This is a genomic window from Corynebacterium sp. LK26, assembly GCF_014335085.1.
Classification (GTDB): Bacteria; Actinomycetota; Actinomycetes; order Mycobacteriales; family Mycobacteriaceae; genus Corynebacterium; species Corynebacterium jeikeium_D.
On record NZ_PDHB01000001.1, the window covers coordinates 696,235 to 713,373 of the forward strand.

At 60.4% G+C, this 17,139-nt stretch carries 11 protein-coding genes and 1 tRNA gene; 1 reads left to right on the forward strand and 11 read right to left on the reverse strand.

Annotation, left to right across the window (positions count from 1 at the left end):
- Window positions 1–263 precede the first annotated feature (263 nt).
- The 6 genes from CRD13_RS03070 to CRD13_RS03095 all read right to left on the reverse strand — a co-directional run bounded on the left by CRD13_RS03070 (window position 264) and on the right by CRD13_RS03095 (window position 11,538).
- On the reverse strand, window positions 264–4,313 hold the full coding sequence (locus CRD13_RS03070; RefSeq protein ID WP_187401239.1) for a translation initiation factor IF-2 N-terminal domain-containing protein: 4,050 nt from the start codon (window positions 4,311–4,313) through the stop codon (window positions 264–266).
- A 570-nt stretch (window positions 4,314–4,883) separates the two neighbouring features.
- Window positions 4,884–5,294 (reverse strand): nucleoside-diphosphate kinase, encoded by a 411-nt coding sequence (ndk, locus tag CRD13_RS03075; RefSeq protein WP_038629458.1) that lies wholly within the window; start codon window positions 5,292–5,294, stop codon window positions 4,884–4,886.
- An 84-nt stretch (window positions 5,295–5,378) separates the two neighbouring features.
- Window positions 5,379–5,894: a DUF4233 domain-containing protein gene (locus CRD13_RS03080; RefSeq protein WP_049190860.1), complete on the reverse strand. Its 516-nt coding sequence runs from the start codon at window positions 5,892–5,894 to the stop codon at window positions 5,379–5,381.
- On the reverse strand, window positions 5,891–7,396 hold the full coding sequence (locus CRD13_RS03085) for a folylpolyglutamate synthase/dihydrofolate synthase family protein (RefSeq protein WP_224784299.1): 1,506 nt from the start codon (window positions 7,394–7,396) through the stop codon (window positions 5,891–5,893). The genes CRD13_RS03080 and CRD13_RS03085 overlap by 4 nt, the downstream gene beginning before the upstream one ends.
- A gap of 209 nt (window positions 7,397–7,605) precedes the next feature.
- Window positions 7,606–10,341, reverse strand: a complete 2,736-nt coding sequence (locus tag CRD13_RS03090; protein WP_049170997.1) for a valine--tRNA ligase — start codon at window positions 10,339–10,341, stop codon at window positions 7,606–7,608.
- 213 nt (window positions 10,342–10,554) lie between these two features.
- Complete coding sequence (locus CRD13_RS03095) at window positions 10,555–11,538, reverse strand: malate dehydrogenase (protein WP_016422306.1); 984 nt, start codon at window positions 11,536–11,538, stop codon at window positions 10,555–10,557.
- Between the two features lie 230 nt (window positions 11,539–11,768).
- Between CRD13_RS03095 and CRD13_RS03100 the strand changes: the two genes are divergently transcribed.
- Complete coding sequence (locus CRD13_RS03100) at window positions 11,769–12,554, forward strand: TetR/AcrR family transcriptional regulator (protein ID WP_049190863.1); 786 nt, start codon at window positions 11,769–11,771, stop codon at window positions 12,552–12,554.
- Window positions 12,555–12,616: 62 nt separating this feature from the next.
- On the opposite strand, the gene clpX is transcribed toward CRD13_RS03100, so the two are convergent.
- The 5 genes from clpX to CRD13_RS03125 form a co-directional block, all read right to left on the reverse strand.
- Window positions 12,617–13,879 (reverse strand): ATP-dependent Clp protease ATP-binding subunit ClpX, encoded by a 1,263-nt coding sequence (gene clpX, locus CRD13_RS03105; RefSeq protein ID WP_049190865.1) that lies wholly within the window; start codon window positions 13,877–13,879, stop codon window positions 12,617–12,619.
- A 173-nt stretch (window positions 13,880–14,052) separates the two neighbouring features.
- Window positions 14,053–14,676, reverse strand: a complete 624-nt coding sequence (locus tag CRD13_RS03110; RefSeq protein WP_369707172.1) for an ATP-dependent Clp protease proteolytic subunit — start codon at window positions 14,674–14,676, stop codon at window positions 14,053–14,055.
- A 46-nt stretch (window positions 14,677–14,722) separates the two neighbouring features.
- On the reverse strand, window positions 14,723–15,295 hold the full coding sequence (locus tag CRD13_RS03115) for an ATP-dependent Clp protease proteolytic subunit (RefSeq protein WP_016422302.1): 573 nt from the start codon (window positions 15,293–15,295) through the stop codon (window positions 14,723–14,725).
- A gap of 140 nt (window positions 15,296–15,435) precedes the next feature.
- Window positions 15,436–16,899 (reverse strand): trigger factor, encoded by a 1,464-nt coding sequence (gene tig, locus CRD13_RS03120; protein ID WP_083295680.1) that lies wholly within the window; start codon window positions 16,897–16,899, stop codon window positions 15,436–15,438.
- Window positions 16,872–16,948 (reverse strand) — tRNA-Pro (locus tag CRD13_RS03125). Before CRD13_RS03125 ends, tig begins: the two co-directional genes overlap by 28 nt.
- Window positions 16,949–17,139 lie beyond the last annotated feature (191 nt).

Here is a 17,139-nt window from a genome sequence, read left to right on the forward strand (position 1 = left end):
AAATCCGAGTAGATTTCCCCGCTCTGGCCGTTTCCTTACCACCAGCGCCTCAAGCACCAGTGGGCATGACCAGATACGCCTACTAATCAGCGACTGGTCAAGAGTAGCGAAAAATCCCCCTAAATTACAAACTGCCCGAGTAAGACCCTGTCCCCCATTGGTTTTCACGGTCTTCCCGGGCAGTTTCCGAAGCCACTTTCCACCCCCTGCTTTAGGGAACGGAAAACAGCCTTCTATCTGGTCTTACTCCAGGTTTCCAATACCTAGTTCTGGCCACTTCGGCGCACCGCACGACGCACGCGGCGACGACGATTGGCCGGTTTCGTCTCCGGCGCCGCAGCACCGCGATTAGCCTGCTTCTGCTCTGGCTTAGTAGCGCGGTTTGAAGCGCCCTGTCGCTGCTTCGGCGCAGTCGCTCCGGCATCGCTTTGCGACGAGACCCTGCGCACCGCCCGACGGCGATTACGGCGAGCTCCCGTGCCCTGGACCGCTACGACCTCAACCCGTGACTTGCCCGAGCGGCGTCCACCGCCACTGCGGTTGGCGCTGCGGTTGGTGCTGCGGTTGCTGTCATCGCGGTTGTCTTTCGCACGATCTCCGCCCTTGCTGCCTTCAGCGTCCGCCTTTGGCTTAGTGGACTCGAAGTCCTCGCGGCGCGGTGCGCGATCCGAGCGAGAGTTACCGCGCGTCGGACGACGACGGCGTGGAGAACGCTCGAACGCCTCCTTCGCCTCCTCATAGGTCTGGGACTCCTCGGCCACAGCCTTACCGGTCTTGTTAGCGTTGCCGCCCTTGCCATTCCTGGCTGGCTCCCTCACATCTGTGGTGGAAGCTGCCTGAGACCCAGCCTGAGGCGCAGTGGTTTCATCCACAGCAGTACGACGCACAGCGCGACGACGGCGATGTCGAGCGCTAGCGCTGCTGGAGCGTTCAGCGTCGCCACGGCCTCCACCGTTATCGGTGCGCTCGGCACGCTCAGCACGGGTCGGGCGCTCCGAACGCTTGCGACGATCACCATATTCTTCGTCGCGGTCATCAGCGTCGCGTGCAGCCGAATCAACGGCAACATGCTCCGCTACACGGCGACGCGTAGCCCGACGGCGGCGGCGCTGCCCCTCCTGCGGCATGTAACGGTCATCCGACGGCTCCTCTGGGTCCTTCTCACGGGCTTCCGCAACAGCTGCGGCAGCCAGAGCAGCCAGGTCATTGGAGTTCTCCGATTGCTCAGTACGCTCGCGGCGCTCCTGACGGCCACGGCCGTTCTGTCGCTGCTCATCGTTTCGGCCCTGGCTCTTACGAACCCGGCGACGACGCGGCGGCTTCGGCTCATCGTTCTCAGAAGAGACGATGACAGCTTCGACAGCAGCTGCGACACGCTTGTCGGCTGCGTCCTTATCGCGCTGGTTGGTCTCCGTGTCGTCGTCACGCGTTGCCTTGGAAGAGCCTGCCTGGTCGCTCTGATCGCGGTGCATGGCCAGCGCGGCCGGGTGGTTGGCCGGATTGTGCTCCGAGCGCGACTTGTTGCGGCGCTTGGACTTGTCCTGCTCGTCGTTGCGACGGCCATTCTTGTGGCCACGGCCCTGATTGTCCTGCTCAACCGGATCGATGTGGATAATCAGACCGCGGCCATTGCAGCAGCTACACGGCGTGGAGAAGGTCTCCAGCAGGCCTGTGCCCAGACGCTTGCGAGTCATCTGGACGAGGCCGAGCGAGGTGACCTCGGAGACCTCGTGACGCGAGCGGTCGCGGCCCAGGGCCTCCTTCAGACGGCGCAGCACCAAGTCCTGGTTTTCCGGCAGCACCATGTCGATAAAATCGACGACAATCATGCCGCCCAGATCGCGCAGACGCATCTGGCGGACGATTTCCTCAGCGGCCTCCAGGTTGTTGCGAGTGACCGTCTCTTCCAGGTTTCCGCCAGCGCCGGTGAACTTACCGGTGTTGACGTCGATGACCGTCATGGCCTCGGTGCGGTCGATGACCAGCGTGCCGCCCGAAGGCAGCCAGACCTTGCGGTCGAGTGCCTTGGCCAGCTGCTCATCGATGCGGAAGTGCTCGAAGACATCAGCGCCGCCGTGCTCCTTGGCGAAGTAGCGCTGCAGTCGCGGCTCCAGCTCTGGTGCCAGGTCGCCGATGTAGTCCGTCACTGTGTTCCACGGGCAATCGCCCTCCACCACGAGACGCGAGAAGTCCTCGTTGAAGACGTCGCGGACGACCTTGACCAGCATGTCTGGCTCTTCGTACAGCGCAATCGGCTTTGCTCCACGCTTCGCCTTCGCTGCCTCGGAGGCTTCCCAGATCTCCTGCCACTGCGACTCCAAGCGCTTGATGTCGGCCTCGATGGCCTCCTTGGACACACCCTCGGCTGCGGTACGGATAATCGTGCCCGAGCCCTCCGGCGTAACCTCGCTCAGAATCGACTTCAGGCGCTTGCGCTCCGGCTCCGGCAGCTTGCGGGAAATACCCGCGCTCCGGCCGCCCGGCACGTACACCAGGAATCGACCAGCCATCGAAATGTGGGTGGTCAGACGCGCACCCTTGTGACCAATCGGGTCCTTGGACACCTGGACCAAAATCTGGTCGCCGGCCTTCAGCGCATGTTCAATCTTGCGCGAACGCGACTTCGTGCCCAGCAGCTTCCAGTTCAGGTCACCTACGTAAATGACACCGTTGCGGTCGGTTCCGATATCGATGAACGCCGCTTCCATGCTGGGCAGGACGTTCTGCACGCGACCGAGGTAGATATTGCCGATCTGCGTGGTCTGCGTGTCAGAGGTAACGAAGTGCTCGACCAGCAGGTCATCTTCCAGCACACCCACCTCAGTGACAATGCCCGCGTGGTCATGGCGCTTGCGCTCACGCACCACCATCGTGCGCTCCACCGACTCACGACGAGCCAGGAATTCCGCCTCCGAGATTACATGGCGCTTGCGCGATTCCTCACGACGCTCGATACGGCGACGTCGCTGCGCCTCCAGGCGAGTCGATCCCTTAATCGCCTGCGGTTCCTCGACCTCTTCGCGGGTTTCCTCTTCCTCGCGCTCTGTGTTTTCGGTGGTCTTCTCCGCCTGTTGCGCGTCATCATTACGACGCCCACGTCCACGACGGCGACGACGCGGGCGCGGCTGACGCTCCGTTTCGCTTGACGACGAGCCGTCCTGCCCCTCCCCCGCGTTGTCATCGGTGCCCTGGTTGGAGGCCCCGTTGTCAGCTGAAGCTGCATCCTCGGTGGCCGAATTCTTGGCCGTAGCCGGGACAGCCTGCGGCGCCAGGAAGATAGGCGCAAACGCGGTCTGCTCTTCCGCAACCGGCGGCTCCGGGACTACCGGCGGCTCGATGTCTTGCAGGGCTTCGCTCTGAGTTGCCTGCGTATCCTGCGGCTCTTGCGTTTTCTGCGGCTCTTGCGCTTCCTGAGCTTCCTCTGCCACTGGAGCGCTGGTCGTGCGGACCGCACGGCGAACTCGGCGGCCACGACGTGTGGTCACTGCAGCGCTCTTTGCAGCAGGTGCTTCGGCGGAAGCTTCCTCAGCGGAGGTTTTCTCAGCGGTCTCGGCTACGGTGTCGGCAGCCTTCTTATCGGAAGCATTCTTGTCTGCAGCCTTCTTCGACGACGACTGAACGACAGCCTCAACAGCTTCCTCGACGACCGAGTTCGAGTCCTTCTGCTCGTCCTTCGCAGCGGTTTCTTCCGGAGCGCCAGCGGTCTTCTTCACAGCCCGCTTACGCGTTGCTCGCTTCTTAGTCGTGCTCTGCTTCTCTGCGCTCTGCTTCTCTGCGCTCTGCTTTGCCGAGGATTTTCTAGCCGAGGCCTTCTTGGTGTCCTTCTTCTCGGTCACTTCCTCGGCAGGCGCTGCGTCCGACTCCGCTTCGCTCTTGGCTGCCTTCGGCGCAGCCTTCTTTGTGGCCTTCTTCGCAGCCGACTTCTTGCCGCTCTTCTTCGCAGCTGGCTTCTTCTCGGACTTAGCTGCAGTTTGCTCGTCCGACTTCTCATCTGCCGCGTTCGGCTTACCTGCCGACTGTTTTTCCTTCGCGGCTGGCTTTTCGCCGGTTGGCTTGGTCGCAGCGGATCCGTCGTCAAGCGAGGCATCCTCTGGATGATCACCGATGAAATTCAGCACTGCGTCGAGCTGATTTTGATTAATGGTGGACGCAGCGGACTTTACGACGATCCCCGCGTGCCCCAGTGCTTCGATGGTTTCCTTCGAGGTCAACCCCAAGCTCTTGGCCAGGTGGTGGACTCGGGTTTTCAGAGCCGCTGACTCACGATCAAATTCGCGTGCCTTAGCGACAACATCCTGGCTGAAATTTGCCACTGTATTTGTTTCTCCTTGACACCCCACCACGCAAAACCCGACAACAGGAAGCACACTCTTTGTCATTCCATGTGCGCCTACATCCGTTGTGGCCTTGGAAACCAGGCGGAGCAACGATGTTGCGACAGCCACTTCATTTGCGCCAAATGCGCAGATAGAGGGCCGAAAACGATGAACAATTATGAAAGCTTATTGGCAGGCCTACCGGCTGACTCGGGGATTCAGCGATCACATGCGGCATATTTCATCCGCCGGAGCGAACTCCCGGGCACTACTGCTGCTGTCCATTGTCGCACATATCGAGCAGGTGGCGCGCACCGACATTGGTGGCGGCGGGCCAATCCGAGTTACTGACTGCGTTTATGACAGAAATGGCCTGAAAAATTGCCGGAAAGTGTCATAAACTCCTACAGTTTCACATTTGCAGCCCGTGCCCGCATTCACACGTGCAGCCCGCTGAAGGGCCGCCCCACGGTCGTCGACAAGCAAAAAGCGCCGAACCGGCAAACAATTGCTTGCTCAGTTCGGCGCCAGTTCAACGCTCACGGGTCAATGCTGAACCGTCAACGTTTAGAGGTTCGGGAACCAAATACCAATCTCGCGCTCAGCGGACTCCGGAGAATCGGAACCGTGAACAACGTTGTTAGCAACCTCAAGTGCGAAGTCACCGCGGATGGAGCCCGGAGTTGCGGCCTCAACCGGGTTGGTGCCGCCAGCGAGCTGACGCCACGCAGCGATTGCGTTCGGGCCCTCGATAACACCAGCGACCAGCGGTGCAGAGGTGATGAAATCAACCAGCTCACCAAAGAACGGCTTATCGACGTGCTCTGCGTAGTGCTCCTTCGCAGTTGCCTCGTCAGCAACACGGAGGTCAAGCGCGACCAGCTTCAGGCCCTTGCGCTCGATGCGGGAGATAACTTCGCCGACCAGACCGCGGGAAACGCCGTCCGGCTTGATCAGAATAAGAGTACGTTCAGTCATGGTGAGCATCATACTATGACAAACCCCGCTGCACCGGAGTGGTGGTGCAGCGGGGTGAAAGTCGCGACTACGAGCGCGGGAGACTTACGAGTGCTGGGTGGTCAACAGACCGCGCTCCATACGCTGGAGGAGGTTCTTCCGCAGATGCAGAATGTAGGCCCACACCAGGGCGAAGAAAATACCCACCACGCCCATAGACACGTGCGTGAAGATAGCCAGCACACCAAAGACCTGCAGCACAATGTTCGCCTTCAGTGCCCAAGGCTGCTTCTGCAGGAAGGCCATCGCAATCAGAGCCAAGCCCAGGATGGTGATGTACGTAACCGAGAAGGTCTGGTTAATCTGGCCGTCGGGAATGCGCGTGACCACAGTCAGACCAAGCAGCACCGAAATAGCCTGCATAATCAGCGTGCCGGACATAACACCGCGCAGACCCTTCAGCGGGTCCTTAGCCGGATCGTGTCCCGCACCGAGCGGACCATACTTGCCGCCCTCACTCAGGTCACGCCCCTCGCGGTAGGCGCGCAGGGCCTCGCGGTCGGCAGCGGTGTAATCCTCCGCGCCATTGCCCTGTGGCTGGCTCGCCTGAGATTCGCTCATTGCGGGTCCTTTCCAAATAGTGTCCGGGCCTCGCCCGCGGTAACAACAGATCCAGTGACAATCACACCGGAACCAGAGACAATACCGTCACCGGTGTCGGTTTCCTCAGCCAGCGCGACAGCTAGCTCAACGGCGGACGGCAGAGTTGGCACGCGATGCACGCGCTCCTCGCCGAAAATCTCCTCCGCGAGGTCAGCCAGGTCGTCGTAGTGCAGCGCACGCGGCGATGTGTTCTGGGTAATAACCACTTCTTCGAAGTAAGGCTCCAGCTCCACCAGCAGCCCACGAGCATCCTTCTCCCCCAGCACCGACAGCACACCAATCACACGGCGGAAGTCGAACTCAGCGGAGAGGGCCGTGCGTAGCGCACGGGCACCGTGCGGATTGTGGGCGGCATCGATAAACACCGTCGGGGTCGAGCGCACGCGCTCCAGACGGCCGGGCGATGCGACCGTCGCAAAGCCTTCGCGAACCGCATCAATGTTGAGCGGACGCCCCGGACCTGCGCCGAAGAACGCCTCCACCGCAGCCAGTGCTGTGGCTGCGTTACGCGCCTGATGCGGACCGTGCAGCGGCAGATGGATATCGTCATACTCGCCGGCCAGGCCCTTGAGCGTCAGGTTCTGCCCGCCGACCGCCAGCTGATGACTGACGACGCCGTACTCAACTCCGGCGCGGGCGACGGAGGCGTCCATTTCCACGGCACGTCGCAAAACGACGTCCATTGCTTCCGGCTCTTGCTCGCCGACAATGGCGACATTGTCCGGTGGCGTGAGCAAGTCGTCCTTATTCCACCGCGACTTGATGATGCCGGCCTTCTCAGCAGCGATTTCAACCAGGGTATCGCCGAGGTACTCCGTGTGATCGAGACCAATTGGGCAGATGACTGCCACGTCGGCCTCCACCACGTTGGTCGCATCCCATGTGCCACCCATGCCGACTTCCACCACGGCGACATCGACAGGAGCGTCGGCGAAGGCAGCGTAGGCCATGGCCGTGAGGACCTCGAACTTACTCATCTGCGGGCCGCCCTTTTCGGCGGACTTGGCGTCAACCATTTCCACGTAGGGCTGAATCTCGCGCCAGATGCGCACGTAATCGCGTGGATGAATGGGCTGGCCATCGATGGCGATGCGCTCGGTAACCAGCTGCAGATGCGGACTGGTGGTGCGGCCGGTGCGACGACCGAGAGCGCGCACCAGCGACTCAATCATGCGCACAGTGGAAGTCTTGCCATTCGTGCCGGCAACGTGAATGACCGGAGTGGCACGCTCAGGATGGCCAAGGATGTCCATCAGCATCTCGATCCGCTCGAGCGACGGGTCAATCTTGGTCTCCGGCCAGCGCTGATCCAGCTCGGCTTCCACCTCTGCGAGCTCGCGCAGTTCCTCTGCGGTGGCCTCCAGCGGAGCCGGCTCGTTGACTGGGCGATCCACATCGACGGGCAGGCTCAGGCCCTCCTCGGACACGGAGACCTCACCGAGGCGCATGTCATCGGGCATGCGGCCATCGGCCATCACACCGGCGATTTCGCGAGGTTCAAGGTCCTCGACGATCTGAGAGTCAGCCGGATCGAATTCAAACTCAGGCGCTGCAGTGGACTCCTCTCGCACCGCAGACTCTTCCTGCGTCACCGAATCGTCCTCGCCGCCAAGATTCAAACGAATCTCGCCTGCGGCCTCATCACGTGGTTCAGCATCCCGTGGATCGGTCATGCCTGCGGAAGTCCCTCCAAACGAGCCTTAATACGGTCAATCTCCTCCAGTGCGAACTGGTGGCGAGTCTTAATCTTCTCCACGACCTGCTCCGGAGCCTTGGACAGGAAGGCCTCGTTGCCGAGCTTCTTCTCGGTGCCGGCCAGTTCCTTCTCTGCCTTGGCCAGGTCCTTTTCCAGACGCTTGCGTTCAGCGGCCACGTCGACGGTGCCGGAGGTATCCAGCTCGATCAGGACCGTGGCCTGAGACAGGCGCACCTCAATGGAAGCGGTAGCGGTGAAGCCGTCCTCCGGTGCCTCAGCACGAGCCAGCGAACGAATCATCTCTTCCTGAGCAGTCAGATCAGCATCCGCCAGGTTCATGCGTGCCGGCACGCGCTGCGACGGCTTCACACCCTGGTCATTGCGGAAACGACGCAGCTCGGTGACCAACTTCTGGGCATCGGCAATACGACGTGCGGCAACCTCATCAACAGCAGCGCCGTCGGTGGTCATGGTTGCATCCGGCCAGGCGGAAATAACCAGAGAGTCCTCGAAGCCCTCCGCGCCGTCGGTAAGCGCCTTCCACAGCGTCTCCGTGACGAACGGCATGGACGGGTGTAGCAGACGCAGTAGCGTATCCAGCACGCGGCCTAGAACCAGACGAGTGGAGGCGGCTCGGGCGGCCTGCTCCTCGGTCATGGTCTCGCCGTCATTCAGGCGTGGGAAGTCAACCTTGGTCATCTCCAGGTACCAGTCACAGACCTCGTCCCATGCGAAGTGGTAGAGGGCCTCGTTGGCCTTGGAGAACTCGTACTTATCCAGCGCAGAGTCGACTTCGGCGCGGACCTGTTCCAGGCGGTCCAAGATCCAGCGGTCGGTGTCGGTGAGCTGGTCACGGTCCGGCAGCTCGCCCACGTGGGCACCGTTCATCAGTGCAAAGCGGGTGGCGTTGAACAGCTTGGTAGCGAAGTTACGGGAGCTCTGTGCGGCGTCGTTACCGACCGGCAGGTCAGAGCCCGGGTTAGCGCCACGAGCCAGCGTGAAGCGAAGTGCGTCCGCACCGTAATCACGCACCCAGTCCAGCGGGTCAATGCCGTTGCCGAGAGACTTCGACATCTTGCGACCCTGCTCATCGCGGACCAGACCGTGCAGGAAGACATCCTTGAACGGCACCTGCGGACGACCGTCGCGACCCTTGCCCAGCGGTGAATCAGGCAGGGTGGCAGCAAAGGTCGAGAACATCATCATGCGCGCGACCCAGAAGAACAGAATGTCGTAGCCGGTGACCAGCACGGATGTCGGGTAGAACTTCTCCAGCTCTGGGGTGGCGTCCGGCCAACCCATCGTGGAAAACGGCCACAGCGCAGAGGAGAACCAGGTATCCAGCACATCCGGATCCTGCGTCCAGCCGTCGCCCGTCGGGACCTCATCATCCGGGCCGACACAGACGACCTCGCCATTCGGGCCGTACCAGATCGGGATGCGGTGGCCCCACCACAGCTGACGGGAAATACACCAGTCGTGCATGTCATCGACCCAGTCGAACCAGCGCGGCTCCTGCGAAGCCGGGTGAATAACCGTGTCGCCCTCGCGAACAGCATCGCCGGACATCTTGGCCAGCTCATCGACCTTAACGAACCACTGCAAGCTCAGCAGCGGCTCAATCGGCTCACCCGAGCGCTCCGAGTGACCAACCGAGTGAACATACGGGCGAATCTCCTTGACAATGCGTCCCTGCTCACGCAGCGCCTCCGTCAGCGCAGTACGGGCCTCTGCACGATCCATGCCGTCGAAACGCGTGCCAGTGTTGAAGATACGGCCAGTGGTGTCGATGACCTCCGGCATATCCAGGTCGTGGCGCTGGCCCATAGCGAAGTCATTCGGATCGTGCGCCGGCGTGATCTTCACCGCGCCGGTACCGAACTCGCGGTCCACGTAGTCATCGGCGATGACCTGAATCTTCAGGTCCTCGCGGAACGGGTGGTCCAGAACCTTGCCCACCAGGTGCGTGTAGCGCTCATCCTCCGGGTGCACGGCAATTGCCACGTCACCCAGCATCGTCTCCACACGAGTCGTCGCCACAACAATGGAGTCCTCCCCATCGCCGTAGCGGAAAGACACGAGCTCGCCTTCAGCGTCCTCGTACTTGACCTCAATATCCGAGATTGCAGTCTGCAGCACTGGCGACCAGTTGACCATGCGCTTGGCGCGGTAAATCAGGCCGCGGTCAAACAGTTCCTTAAAAATCGTCTGAACCGCACGGGACAGGCCCTCGTCCAGAGTGAAGCGCTCACGTGACCAATCCAGGGAGTCACCAATCTGGCGCATCTGGTTGCCGATACGTCCGCCGTAATCGTGCTTCCACTCCCAGACCTTCTCCACGAATTCCTCGCGGCCGTAATCGAAGCGGTCCTTACCTTCGGACTCCTTCAGCATCGCCTCGACCTTGGTCTGCGTTGCGATACCCGCGTGGTCCATACCCGGCAGCCACAGCACCTCGTAGCCCTGCATGCGCTTACGGCGCACCAGCGCATCCATCAAAGTGTGGTCCAGTGCGTGGCCCATGTGCAGCTGACCCGTCACATTCGGCGGGGGCAGCACAATAGAGTAAGCCGGCTTGGAGCTAGACGGATCAGCCTCGAAATAGCCAGCGTCTACCCAGCCCTGGTACAGGTCCGACTCCACGTCAGCCGGGTTCCACGACTTGGGCAACTTATCTGCTCTGTTTAGGTCCACGTTGTTCTCAGTCACGCGTCACATCTTAGCGCCTTGCCCGGATTTGGTTTTCCAGGGGCTTTACGACGGCCCTTGCGCCCCACCCATATCTGCCATCAGCGACTTATACACCGCCTAATTCAAGCCTTTCTCCCGCTCCGAGCCAAACCGCGATTACCGCGCAAAATAAAAACGCTCTCTTGTGAAATCATCACAAGAGAGCGCCTCTAAACGGCCGTTGAACAGCTCTTAGACCAGCAGGTCCTTAACAGCCTCGCGCTCTTCGCGCAGTGCCTTGACGTTGCGCTCGATGCCAGCGCGCTGAACCTCGGAGAGATCCAGGCCCTCAACGCGAACCCACTCGCCGTCCTTGGCGTAGCACGGAACACCAGCGACCAGGCCCTCGTCGATGCCGTAGGAGCCATCGGACGGAAGGGCGACAGAGACCCACTCGCCCTCTGGGGTACCCGTGACCCAGTCACGCATGTGGTCAACTGCGGCTGCGGCAGCGGAAGCTGCGGAGGAGGAACCACGGACCTCGATGATTTCTGCGCCACGCTTGGCGACACGCGGAATGAAGTCCTGCTCGACCCACGCAGCGTCCACCTTGTCGGAGACCTTCTCGCCTGCAATGGTGGCGTAGGTGATGTCCGGGAACTGGTCTGCGGAGTGGTTACCCCAGACAATCATGTTCTTGATCTCAGTGGTCGGAACACCAATCTTTTCCGACAGCTGAGACAGGGAACGGTTGTGGTCCAGGCGCATCATGGCGGTGAAGCGCTCTGCCGGGATGTCCTTAGCGTGGGATGCGGCAATCATGGTGTTGGTGTTGGCCGGGTTGCCGACAACCAGAACCTTGATGTCGTCTGCTGCGTGATCATTCAGTGCAGCACCCTGCGGGCCGAAGATCTTGCCGTTGGCGCCCAGCAGTGCGGAGCGCTCCTCGCCCTTGCCGCGCGGCTTTGCACCGACCAGGAAGGCGGCGTTGGCACCGTCGAATGCCTTTGCCGGATCATCGGTGATGTTGATGCCAGTCAGAAGCGGGAAGGCGGAGTCAAACAGCTCCATGGCGACGCCTTCGGTGGCGTGCAGCGCCGGAGTGATCTCCAGCAGGTTCAACTCAACCGGGGTCTCAGGGCCGAAAACCGAACCGCTGGCAATGCGGAAGAGCAGGGAGTAAGCGATCTGTCCGGCGGCGCCGGTAACTGCAACCTTTACGGGAGTCTTGTTCACTTCAGGCCTTTCTCGAGAGAGAATCAATTCGCTGCCCACTCTAATGCGACTACAGAATTGGCGCAGACGGGGGCGATGCGCTCAGGCCATTTCTGAAAAACGGATAGCATTAGGCATGACTTACGGTCGTGTACTCATTTCACTAGAAAGAAGTCCGCGACTGACCAATTTCACCCCCGTTAGATAGCCAAAACCCCTTAGTCTCTCTCTAGTCCAAGCAAAGGATTTTCATGAAGTCTCCAGGCTCCTCTGATGCAATCCCCCATGCAGTCTTGGTGGCAGCACTTCAAGAATTCACCGCAAAGGGGTATGCAGATGCCCGTTTGGATGCCATTGCTGCCGCCTCTGGTGTCTCCAAGCGCATGCTTCACTACCACTGTGGTGACAAGTTGGGACTCTACAGGGCGACGTGGGCACATGTGCTGGAGACCGTAAGGCCTGACGACGACGACCTGCGCCCGCACTCCAATGTGCCGGTGGAAGCCCTGCAGCATGTGGTCGGTGTTATCTATGACTACTTCTCGGCGAACCCGCTCGCCGTGCGGTTCATCATCCAGGAAAACCTACATCCGGTCCTGCCGCTAGAAGGCGTGACTGGGCTTGGTGGTCAGAGCCCAATTGTTTTGGAGTTTGACCGCATCTTGTTGCTCGGCCGCGATTACGGTGCATTCCGCACTGACATTTCCGCACTTGATCTTTATATTCTCGTGCTCTCACTGGCCACCTTCCCCACCCTGCACCAACGGACTTTTGAAAACCTCTACGGCATTGAAATGCAGTCGACGGTGCTGTCGGACAAGCTGCGTGAGTTCGCACAGGACACCGTGACCAGCCTGTTGACATCCTCGCCTCGCAACGAACCGGGAAGCTCGTACACTTCCTTGCTGGCCTCCCATGGCGCGAACTCGTCCGCGCTTGGCGCAGAGGTCTATGGCGATCAGCCCAACCCAGAGACTCAGGACTTGGCTGCTGATGATGCCCCGGATTACCGCGACATCTACGGCATGGACGACTAGGGCTCCCCACAGACATCAAAACCCGGTTAGAGCAGGCGCTCTAACCGGGTTTTCAGCTACCTTTACGCAGTCTTCTTGTCCGCGCTGCGTTCAACGAGTTCTGGCGCTGCACCGTCCGTGATGCATTCCTTGTGGACAATGACCTCCGCAACGTCGTCACGCTCTGGTACGTCGAACATCACGGGAACCAAGATTTCTTCCATGATGCCGCGCAGACCACGGGCGCCGGTATTGCGGCTAATCGCCTTGGCAGCAATGGCGCGCAGTGCCTCGTCGTCGATGGTGAGGCGCACACCATCCATGTCGAACAGGTGCTGGTATTGGCGGACCAGGGAGTTCTTGGGCTCGGTGAGTACGCGAACCAGCGCGTCCTCATCGAGGTTGGTGACCGATGCGATAACGGGCAGGCGGCCAATGAACTCGGGAATCAGGCCGAATCGAACGAGGTCCTCCGGCAGCACGTCGCGGAATGGATCCTTCATGTCCTCGTCGTTAGCCGAGGTGACATCTGCTCCGAAGCCCAGGCCCTTCTTGCCGACTCGCTCCTGAACGACCTTTTCCAGACCGGCAAACGCACCGGCGACGATGAACAGGACGTTGGAAGTGTCGAACTGAATGAACTCCTGGTTCGGCAGCTTGCGCCCACCCTGCGGGGGCACGGCGGCTACGGTTCCCTCGAGAATCTTCAGCAGCGCCTGCTGCACACCTTCACCGGAGACATCGCGAGTGATGGAAGTGTTCTCGGACTTGCGCGAAATCTTGTCAATCTCATCGACGTAAATGATGCCGCGCTGTGCCTTCTCGACGTCGAAATCAGTCGCCTGCAGCAGCTTCAGCAGGATGTTCTCCACGTCCTCACCGACATAGCCGGCCTCGGTCAGGCTGGTGGCGTCAGCAATCGCGAACGGCACATCCAGCTTGCGAGCCAGTGTCTGCGCGAGGTACGTCTTGCCGCAGCCAGTCGGCCCCAGCAAGAGGATGTTCGACTTCTGCAGCTCGACGTCGTTGTCCGACTTGGTCTCCGCAGCACGAAGGCGCTTGTAGTGGTTGTAGACCGCTACCGCTAGGGTACGCTTAGCCATGTCCTGGCCGATGACGTACTCATCGAGGAAGTCTCGAATTTCCATCGGCCGCGGCAGGCGGTCGTCGTTGCCAGTTGCCTCGCCGCCGGTGTTGAGCTCCTCTTCGATGATCTCGTTGCAGAGCTCGATGCACTCATTACAGATGTACACACCAGGTCCGGCAATCAGCTTCTTGACCTGCTTCTGACTCTTTCCACAGAAAGAGCACTTCAGCAAATCCGCACTTTCTTGCATACGCGCCATGAGGCTCCCGCCGCCGCCTTTCCGCTTCGTTGCCAATAACTGCTTCAGACCAGCCTACCGTGAGTGTGCGCAAATACCGGCTTCCACGCCAGGGGCGAGGCGAATTTCACGCGATCTCGCCCGGTGCTTTACGACGGCCAGTGCGCAGCACTCCAAAGAGACCATGTCCCCATTTAGGCGTTGTGCTTGCGGTACTCGAAGACCTGGTCGATGATGCCGTACTCGACGGCCTCTTCAGCGGTCAGGATCTTGTCACGGTCGGTGTCCTTGCGGATCTGCTCTGCAGTGCGACCGGAGTGGCGAGCCAACGTCTCCTCCATCAGCTTGCGCATGCGCTCGATTTCGTTCGCCTGAATCTCCAGGTCGGAAACCTGGCCCTGGATTCCCTGGGTAGCCGGCTGATGAATGAGAACGCGCGCATTCGGCAGAGCTGCACGCTTACCCGGTGCACCCGCAGCGAGCAGCACGGCTGCCGCGGAGGCAGCCTGGCCCAGGCACACGGTCTGCACGTCGGGACGCACGTACTGCATCGTGTCGTAGATGGCCATCAGCGAGGTGAAGGAGCCGCCTGGGGAATTGATGTACATCGTGATGTCACGATCCGGGTCCAGGCCCTCAAGCACCAGCAACTGCGCCATGATGTCGTTAGCGGCGGTGTCATCGACCTGGGAGCCGAGGAAGATAATGCGCTCTTCGAAGAGCTTGTTGTATGGGTTGGATTCCTTAGCACCAAAGCTGGAGTGCTCCACGAAAGAAGGAAGCACGTAGCGCGACTGCGGCATCTGCATATTGTTCATCTCCATGTTGATTAAATCGCCTCTAATTATTCGCTACTGTCCGCTTTTAGCGTGCGGTGTCCTTGAGAGCGGTCACGACGTGGTCAACCAGGCCGTATTCCTTAGCCTCAGCTGCGGTAAACCAGCGGTCGCGGTCCGAGTCTTCCTCAATGCGCTCGACCGGCTGACCGGTGTGCTGCGCAATCAGACGAGCCATCTCCTTCTTGGTGGCAGCGAACTGCTCAGCCTGAATGGTGATGTCGGATGCGGTACCGCCAATACCTGCAGATGGCTGGTGCATCATAATGCGGGCGTGCGGCAGTGCGTAACGCTTGCCCTTAGCACCTGCGGCGAGCAGGAACTGACCCATGGAAGCTGCCAAGCCCATGCCGTAGGTAGCCACGTCGCACGGAACAAACTGCATGGTGTCGTAAATGGCCATGCCGGCGGTGACGGAGCCACCCGGGGAGTTAATGTACAGCGAGATATCCGCCTCCGGGTCCTCAGCTGCCAGGAGCAGCATCTGACCGCAGAGCTTGTTGGCAATCTCGTCGTCGACCTGCTCACCCAGCCAAATAATGCGCTCCTTGAGCAGCTTGTCGAAAACCGTGTTCGTCGACATCTGGGCGTTATCGCTCATCTGTGTACTCCTTCTTCGTACGTGTGCGAGTTTGTCGTTCACTAGAGGGTAACGAAAAGGGCCGTCCCTTTGTTTCAGGAACGGCCCTTGTTCGCTATAAGCGTTGCAGCATAAGGAATGCGTCGCGCTAACGGCGGGGCTTACTCAGCCGAGTTGTCCTCAGCCTTGTCGGACTCAGCCTTCTCAGCCTCAGCTTCGACCTCACCGAAGTACTCGTTCAGATCGATTTCATTGCCCTCAGTGTCCTTGGCGGAAGCCTTCAGGATCGAGGTGGCCAGAGCCTTGCCGCGGCGAACGTCTGCAAACAGGTTGCCGAGCTGGCCGGACTGCTGAATCTGCTGGATGAACTGGTTCGGGTCCATGCCGTAGGACTGAGCAGTGAACAGGATGTGGTCGGTGAGCTCCTGCTGGGAAACGTCCGGCTGGATCTCCTCAGCCAGTGCATCCAGGAACAGCTGGGTGCGAACAGCTTCCTCAGCGGACTTCTTGGAGTCCTCGTCGAACTGCTCACGAGTGGTGCCCTGGGCCTCCAGCATGGAGTTCAGAACCTTCTCGTCGCCGCCGAACTGACCCAGCAGCTGCTGCAGCTGGCCCTCGACCTGCTCCTTGACAACACCCTCCGGAAGAGCGATTGTGGTCTGCTCCATTGCGGCAGCCAGGACCTTGTCGCGGACCTGCTGAGCCTGTTCGCCCTTCTTGGTGTTCTCGACCTGGCGTGCCAGGTCTTCCTTCAGCTCCTCGATGGTGTCGAACTCGGAAGCCATCTGAGCGAAGTCGTCGTCAGCTTCCGGCAGCTCGCGGACCTTGACGGACTGAACGGTAACGGTGACCTGAGCGTCCTCGCCCTCGTGCTCGCCAGCAACCAGCTTGGTGGTGAATTCCTTGGACTCGCCCTGGGACAGGCCAACAACAGCCTCATCCAGGCCGTCAATCAGATCGTCGGAGCCAACCTGGTAGGACAGTCCCTCGGTGGAAGCCTCTTCCAGCTCTTCACCGTCGATAGTGGCGGACAGGTCGATGGAGACGAAGTCATCCTTCTCAACTGCGCGCTCAACGCCGGTCAGGGTGCCGAAGCGAGCGAGCAGGTTCTGCAGCTCAGCCTCAACAGCTTCCTCGTCGGCGACCAGCGGGTCAACCTCAACTGCGATGTCCTCGAACTTCGGCAGCCCAATCTCCGGACGGACGTCGACCTCAGCGGTGAACTCGACGAGCTCGCCGTCTTCCAGCTTGGTGATGTCAACCTCAGGCTGACCGATAACCTTCAGCTCCTCCTCGCGAACGACCTCGTCGTAGCGGGACGGAACCATGTCGTTGAGCACCTGCTCCAGGATTGGGCCGCGGCCGAAGCGGGCCTCAATCAGCTTTGCCGGTGCCTTGCCCTTACGGAAGCCCGGAATCTGGACCTGCTGAGCCAGTGCCTTGTAGGCATTGTCGAACTCTGGCTTCAGCTCGTCAAACGGGACCTCGACGGTAATCTTCACTCGGGTCTCATTGAGCTTCTCAACGGAAGACTTCACTGGTGCACTCTCCTGCAACTCGATGATTAATTCATAGACCACGGGAGTGCCCGTGATACTGGTCGGGGTAGCGGGATTTGAACCCACGGCCTTCCGCTCCCAAAGCGGACGCGCTACCAAGCTGCGCCATACCCCGTATGCGTCATTCGAAACCTAGCAGAAACCCCTTTGGAGCATCTGCACCGGGGCCCTCATAGTCGCGAAATCGCGTTTCCACAACGGACCCGTATAGATTTACCTGACGATTAACGAAATCACAAAACCACGCGTTCAACCAGGCCATTACTCTGTCTGAAAACGCTTTACGACGCCATCGAGAGCCAACCT

Excerpts from the sequence above, each read along its gene's own strand:
- CRD13_RS03110 (WP_369707172.1), bottom strand. The coding sequence starts at position 14,676 with ATGAACAATATGCAGATGCCGCAGTCGCGCTACGTGCTTCCTTCTTTC.
- ndk (WP_038629458.1), bottom strand. The coding sequence starts at position 5,294 with ATGACTGAACGTACTCTTATTCTGATCAAGCCGGACGGCGTTTCCCGC.
- CRD13_RS03085 (WP_224784299.1), bottom strand. The coding sequence starts at position 7,396 with ATGCCCGATGACATGCGCCTCGGTGAGGTCTCCGTGTCCGAGGAGGGC.
- CRD13_RS03100 (WP_049190863.1), top strand. The coding sequence starts at position 11,769 with ATGAAGTCTCCAGGCTCCTCTGATGCAATCCCCCATGCAGTCTTGGTG.
- clpX (WP_049190865.1), bottom strand. The coding sequence starts at position 13,879 with ATGGCGCGTATGCAAGAAAGTGCGGATTTGCTGAAGTGCTCTTTCTGT.
- CRD13_RS03115 (WP_016422302.1), bottom strand. The coding sequence starts at position 15,295 with ATGAGCGATAACGCCCAGATGTCGACGAACACGGTTTTCGACAAGCTG.
- CRD13_RS03080 (WP_049190860.1), bottom strand. The coding sequence starts at position 5,894 with ATGAGCGAATCTCAGGCGAGCCAGCCACAGGGCAATGGCGCGGAGGAT.